Raw genomic sequence first — 6,340 nt, 5'->3', positions numbered from 1 at the left:
CGTTCGGTTCAGTCGCGCTATTCGCCGCGAGGTCGATGGCTTACCATTGCCAAGGTTTGCCTTGGGGTTATACATGATTTGCAGACGCGGATTCACCGCTCACCTGGTTTTGTTGTTCTCGGTTTGTGCATGGCACCCTGCTCTGGCTTTCCAGGCCGATGGTGGTGGCGTGGAAAAGGCATCGCTGCAGTCGGCATTGAACGAGCTTGCTGCCCGCGCTCGGCCTGGCTTGCTAGGCATCACCGTGCTTGATCTGGATAGCGGTTCTCAGGCGCGCATCAATGCTGATCGCGCTTACCCCATGATGAGCGTATTCAAGGCACCGGTCGCCGCCACTGTGCTTGCGCAAATCGATGCTGGACATCTCTCGCTCGCGCAAAAGGTGCGCATAGCACGTGCTGATGTCGTGGGTGGTTCCGCTGTTCCGTCCATCGGTGCGCACTTTCGCGGTGACAGCATGACGTTCACAGTCAACGAATTGTTGACCGCTGCGATAAGCGAAAGCGACAACACGGCGGCCGATGCCCTGGTGCGTCTGGTGGGTGGCCCGAAGGCGGTCACTGCCTTCCTGCATGCGCATGGCATCGACAGCATGCGCGTGGATATGGACGAAGCGGATGTTGATCGGATCTTCGATGGCATCGCTCATGGCGACCAGATTCCTGCCGACGAGACCGCGCAGCAATCGCTTGCGCGGCTTCGCCGCGGCTATCGCGATTATCTGAATGATCCACGCAATCGCACCACACCCGATGCAGCGGCCGAATTTCTGCAGCGGCTTTGGAAGGGCCAGTTACTGTCGACAAGCTCGACGCAACATTTGTTGCAGCTCATGTACAAGCAGACGATTCCCAGCCGTTTGCGTGCCGGTTTACCGGAAGGTGTGCGCCTGGCCGACAAATGCGGAACGTCGGTGTCGTTTGAAGGTGAAACCGCTGCGTATAACGATATCGGCATCATGACCTGGCCAAACGGCTACACAGTTATCGTTGCCGCGTTTCTCACTGGTTCTCGCGCGAATAAGGTGGAGCGCGATGCCATCTATGCCGATATTGCCAGGAGCGTTGCCAAGGCGGCATCGCGTGATGCATCGGAAACAACTGTGCAAGAGTAGTGAAGTAAAGCTCGCCAGTTCTCACTTTGTAGCGATGACGTTGTGTGTGTCGCCATGGCCGTTCTGACTTACCACCATCCTGCGAAAGCCATCGCATTCTTGCGATGACAGCCTGCGCCATAGTGCGCGGGCTGTCCCATCCCCGTCGTCGTTGACGACGCCATCTTTCGTAAGGATATGGAAAGTATGAGTACGTTTCCCCAGACGCGCACGGCCATGCTAGCCGCCATGCTTGCCGCTGCTTGTTTCGCAACGACGGCTGCTTCGGCCGCAGTCACTGTGGCCGTATCACCTACGCAGGTTTCGCTTGCTGCCAATGGCACGCAGTCCTTCACTGCAACGGTATCCGGCAGCAGCGATCAGAATGTAACCTGGTTGGTCAATGGCGTACCAGATGGTGCGCCGAGTCTCGGCACTATTTCCGCGAACGGTGTTTACACCGCGCCGGCGGGTGCGGTGTCATCGTTTACTGCCAAGATAACGGCACAGGCGGAAGCAGCACCGCTCGCTACAGGCGGTGCATCGGTGGCGGTTGCGGCGTCTACCTACAGTGGCGCGACGTACTACGTGGCAACCACCGGCAGCGATAGCGCCAACGGCAGTGCGGCTGCGCCATGGCGCACCATTCAGCACGCCATGAATACGGTGCCAGCCGGCGCAACGGTGCAAGTAGCGGGCGGTACCTATAACGAATGGGTGACCATCACCCGTTCGGGTTCTGCCACCGCAGGCTACATCACCTTGACGTCTGCACCGGGGCAACTCGCCACCATCGACGGTACCGGCCTCGGCGTACCGCAAGGCGAGCAGGGCTTGATCACGTTGCAAAACGCAAACTACGTGCGCGTGGTGGGGCTGCAATTGCAGAACTACACGTCCAAATCATCCAGCCTGGTGCCGGCGGGTCTGTTGATTGAAGGTTCGGGTGACCATATCGAGATACGCAACAACCATATCCACAACATCGTCACCACGGTCACGACGTCGTCGGGCGATGCGTTCGGCCTGGCGGTGTACGGCACGGCGGCCACGCCGATCAGCAACCTGATCATCGACGGCAACGAAGTGGATCATCTCACCACCGGCTACAGCGAATCGCTGACGGTGAACGGCAACGTGCAGAACTGGCAGGTGACCAACAACCGGGTGCACGACAACAACAACATCGGCATCGACGCGATCGGCTTTGAAGGTACCGCACCGACCACCAGCCTGGATCAGGCGCGCAACGGATGGATCGCCGGCAACACGGTCTACAACATCACCTCGACCAACAACCCTGCCTACAATGACCAACCGGGCGCCGATGGCATTTATGTGGATGGCGGTACGCATATCACCATCGAGCAGAACAGCGTGCAGGCGGCCGACTTGGGGATTGAGCTGGCGAGCGAACACTCCGGCCATGACACCAGTTACGTCACCGCGCGCAACAACCTGGTGTCCTACAGCAACGTCACCGGTATCTCCATTGGCGGCTATTCGTCGTCGGTAGGTGGCACGGATCACTGCACCATCGTCAACAACACCTTGTTCGAAAACGACACGACACAATCGGGCGCCGGCGAGTTCCAGGTGCAATACCACGCCAGCAACAATCTGTTTGCCAACAACATTCTGTATGCGAACGGGCAGGGCCTGCTGGTGAATAGTTTCGTGTCATCGAGCACGCCGCCCGTCACGCTGGAAAACGATCTGTTCTATACCAGTGATAGTGGCGCGTCCTCGGAATGGATCTGGAATAACCATACTTACTCCATATTGAGTGGCTTCCAGAAGGCTAGCGTGAGTGAAGCCAATGGCTTGCTTGCCGATCCTTTGTTCACAAACACGACGACGCCTAACTTGCAGCTTTCGGCGGGATCGCCGGCCATCGGTAGCGGGGTGAACCTAGGTTTGGCGAGCAACGGGGCTTATGACTATGCCGGTGCGTCGCGCACGGCTAGTGGTGGAATGATCGATCGGGGTGCGTATCAGAACTGAGTTTTGATGCAGCGAAAAGCTTTCAGTCGTCGCCCCGGCGAATGCCGGGGCGACGGTGTTTCGCGTTTTGTCGCACTACGTCATCGCTGCTATGGCATGAGTGGCGTCGTCGTGATCGTTGGTATCGGCCACCGCAAACAAACCATTCGCTTGCGCGACCGTAAACATCCTCTCGCTCATCGTGTCGTAACGGCCTTCGCCGATGGCTTCCGATGCCATGCGCGCCAGGTGTGCAAGCGCTGCCTGGATCGGGCCGCAACCCAGGCTGATCCGGCGCACGCCATGCTCGCCGAGTGTCTTCGACGGAGGCGCGCCTGGATAGCCGGCATAGATATTGAGCGGCACCGGGAGCGCGCGAGCCAGCGTTGCAATGTCCTGCAGATTGGCCAGGCCGGGAACGAAGATGCCATCGGCGCCCGCATCGATGTAGGCAAGTGCACGTGTGCGCGTTTCTTCCAATTTGGCGGTGGCGGCCAGATCTTGCGAGAAATACGTGTCGATGCGTGCGTTGATGAAAAGCCGCAAGCCGTGATCACGAGCAATCGTTCGTGCACAGGCGATGCGCGCACAGAGTACCGCGGGATGCGCCAGCGTTTGCGTGCCGGGGAGTGTACCGTCCTCGATGTTGATACCAGCGACACCGAGATCGATCAGTGCAGCCACCAGGTCGCCGGTATCTTGCGCGTCACGTCCATAGCCGCGCTCGATATCCACAGTGACCGGCGCCTTCACTGCACGGCAGATTCGCTTGCAGCCTGCCAGCAGCTCCTGCACGGGCATCTGTTCGCCATCGCGATAGCCCAGCGACCACGCCATGCCCGCGCTGGTGGTGGCAATCGCCTTGGCGCCGGCGTTCTCGATCACCCGCGCGCTGGCGACGTCCCACGCATTGGGCAGCATCAGCGGCGCCGGGCCGTCATGCAGCCGGTGGAAGTATTCGGTACGTGCTTGCTGCTCGCGATTCATGCGCTTGACCTGTCTTGGCGCCCGTTCATCGGGCCGGGAAAGGAGACCATGGAAGAGGGCGGATACGCTTTCAAAATCTTTAGCTGTTGCCTCGTGGCACAGGCAAAACCGGTGGCGAGCTTGTTAAGCTCAGGTCCTCGATAAAGCAGAAGTAACGTGCCGCCATGTCGGAGCTCAGCTCCAAGGTGCTGCTGTCGACGGAGTCGTTGACACTGCGTAACGTCCACTGCAACGGCACGTGCCGTCATCGCAGTGCGGAAGAGTGCGCATCCGCCACGCAATTGGTCTTCCCTTATCGCGGGCTGTACCTCCGTCACGTGGGGCAGGACCAGGCCGTGGCGGACGCCAACCATGTGCTGTTTTTCAACGCGCAAGAGGGCTATCAGGTCAGCCATCCGCTGGACGGCGGCGATGCCTGCCTGTCGTTGCAATTGGACCAGGCATGGCTGGCGGAGCTGGCGCCGAAGCCCTTGCTGCAAGCCGAAGCGGACGTCGCTTTCCGCACGCAGTCGCAGCGTATCGATGCACGTGCGCAAGCGCTGGTGGCATTGCTGCGCCATAGCCTGGAGCACGGCAGCATTGATCCGCTGGAAGCCGAAGCGCTGGTGCTCACCATGGTTGCCCGCAGCCTTGGCCCGCGCACCTCACGGCAACCCGCTTCGACACATGCACGCCGCCGGCTGGCCGATCGCGTGAAGGTCTTGTTGGCCAGCGATCTTTCACGACGCTGGACGCTGGCCGAGATCGGCAAGGACATCGGCAGTTCGCCCGTCTACCTTACCCAGGTGTTCCGGCAGGTCGAGGGCATGCCCTTGTACCGTTATCAATTGCAGTTGCGCCTGGCGCGTTCGCTCGATCTCATCCAGCATTACGATGACTTGTCTGCGTTGGCGTTGGCGCTTGGTTTTTCGAGCCACAGTCATTTCACCAGTGCGTTCCGCCAAGCCTTTGGCCGATCGCCGGCCGAGTTTCGCCGTACGTCCACCGGCTAGTAGGCTGGGATGAAATCCCGGCATCGCCATGCATGACAATGCTGGGATTTCATCCCAGCCTACGATAGCCCTCCAAACACCTAAAGAATTCGACAGCGCCCCCGTTTGCCGAGTGGTCTCCTGTGCGTACCCGTTGACGGGTTACATCAGGAGAAAGTCATGAGCGAGAAAACCTGTGCCGTATGCGATTACGCGCTGGACGACAATCCCGTCCAGGTCACCATTGGTGGCCGCGTCGTGGAAGTGTGTTGCGAGGAATGCGCGCAAAAGCTTCGCGAAGCCAGTGCCAAGGGAGGTGCGTAACACGCATTCCAGTAAGGCCCTTCGCGATACTGGAAATAACGCCATCCTCCCTTGCTTCCAAGGGAGGGTGGCGGCATGTCGATACTACTTTCGGCACGCGAAAGAGTAGCCTCCGCCGAGCATACTCAAGGCTGCTGGCTTTCCGGGTCTATTGTCGCGCAGGCATAGGGGAGCTTATGGCTAATGCCGGTTCGGAACGGTTTTCTCCGCGGACGCTGGCGAGAATCGTCGGTGTTGTTTCGCTGATTGGCATCATTACCGGTGCGTTCGACATCGGCTACGTGCGCAGCGTATTGATTGTGCCCGGCGATGCCGCGGCGACCATGCAGCACATTGCCGCGCACGAAACGCTGTTCCGGCTGGGCTTTACCGCCCATATCGTGCTGCTGCTATGTAACGTGCCCGATGAAGTGATCAGCTTTATTCTGTTCCGGCGAGTCAACGGGGTGGTCGCAGCGATGGCGATGAGCTGCGGCCTGATTGGCACCGCCATCGAAGGTCTCGACATGGTCAACGCGTATATGCCGTTGAAGCTCGTGGCCGAGAGCGGCGCCATGGCCGCGTTCAGTCCGGCGCAATTACAGGCCATGTCGTATCTCTCGCTGCAATTGCAGGATACGGGGCTGCTTATTTCCTTCGTGTTTTACGGGCTGGATGAAATGCTCGCTGGTTATTTGATTTTCCGCTCGGGCTTTTTGCCGCGGATTATCGGCTTGCTGCTGGCGCTTTCCGGTTTCTGTTATTTCACCGACGGCTTTCTCAGTTTCATTTCCCCCGCCCTGCAGGACCGGCTGCTGCCATACCTGCTTTTCCCCTGCCTGCCTGGAGAAGGTTCGTTGGCGCTGTGGCTCACCATCGTCGGCTTGAATGTCGACAAATGGCGGGTATGGGCGACTAATCCGCGCACGACACACTGGATGCCGTAAGACCAGTTCTCAGGCCGCCTGCCAAAGGCTAATGTAGGCAGGCCAACAAGGGGGCT

Annotated in this window: 6 protein-coding genes; 5 read left to right on the top strand and 1 reads right to left on the bottom strand. The window is 59.4% G+C overall.

The window, feature by feature from the left end:
• The first annotated feature begins 73 nt into the window (after positions 1 to 73).
• Positions 74 to 1,114 (top strand): class A beta-lactamase, encoded by a 1,041-nt coding sequence (bla, locus tag VJR68_RS19150; protein WP_324150247.1) that lies wholly within the window; start codon positions 74 to 76, stop codon positions 1,112 to 1,114.
• Positions 1,115 to 1,300: 186 nt separating this feature from the next.
• Positions 1,301 to 3,097, top strand: a complete 1,797-nt coding sequence (locus VJR68_RS19145; RefSeq protein WP_324150246.1) for a right-handed parallel beta-helix repeat-containing protein — start codon at positions 1,301 to 1,303, stop codon at positions 3,095 to 3,097.
• Positions 3,098 to 3,172: 75 nt separating this feature from the next.
• Here the strand turns inward: VJR68_RS19145 and VJR68_RS19140 are convergent, their stop codons facing one another.
• Complete coding sequence (locus tag VJR68_RS19140) at positions 3,173 to 4,063, bottom strand: isocitrate lyase/phosphoenolpyruvate mutase family protein (RefSeq protein WP_324150244.1); 891 nt, start codon at positions 4,061 to 4,063, stop codon at positions 3,173 to 3,175.
• 164 nt (positions 4,064 to 4,227) lie between these two features.
• On the opposite strand from VJR68_RS19140, the gene VJR68_RS19135 reads away from it, so the two are divergent.
• The 3 genes from VJR68_RS19135 (at position 4,228) to VJR68_RS19125 (ending at position 6,284) form a co-directional block, all read left to right on the top strand.
• Entirely contained in the window at positions 4,228 to 5,055 is an 828-nt protein-coding gene (locus tag VJR68_RS19135; protein ID WP_324150243.1) for an AraC family transcriptional regulator, read from the top strand.
• A gap of 159 nt (positions 5,056 to 5,214) precedes the next feature.
• Positions 5,215 to 5,358, top strand: a complete 144-nt coding sequence (locus VJR68_RS19130; RefSeq protein ID WP_324150242.1) for a TRASH domain-containing protein — start codon at positions 5,215 to 5,217, stop codon at positions 5,356 to 5,358.
• Between the two features lie 176 nt (positions 5,359 to 5,534).
• Complete coding sequence (locus tag VJR68_RS19125; RefSeq protein ID WP_324150241.1) at positions 5,535 to 6,284, top strand: DUF4386 domain-containing protein; 750 nt, start codon at positions 5,535 to 5,537, stop codon at positions 6,282 to 6,284.
• Positions 6,285 to 6,340 lie beyond the last annotated feature (56 nt).

This window comes from Dyella sp., assembly GCF_035277725.1.
Classification (GTDB): Bacteria; Pseudomonadota; Gammaproteobacteria; order Xanthomonadales; family Rhodanobacteraceae; genus Dyella_B.
Note: the sequence above shows the minus strand (reverse complement) of the source record. Positions and strands in the feature narration are given on the sequence as shown.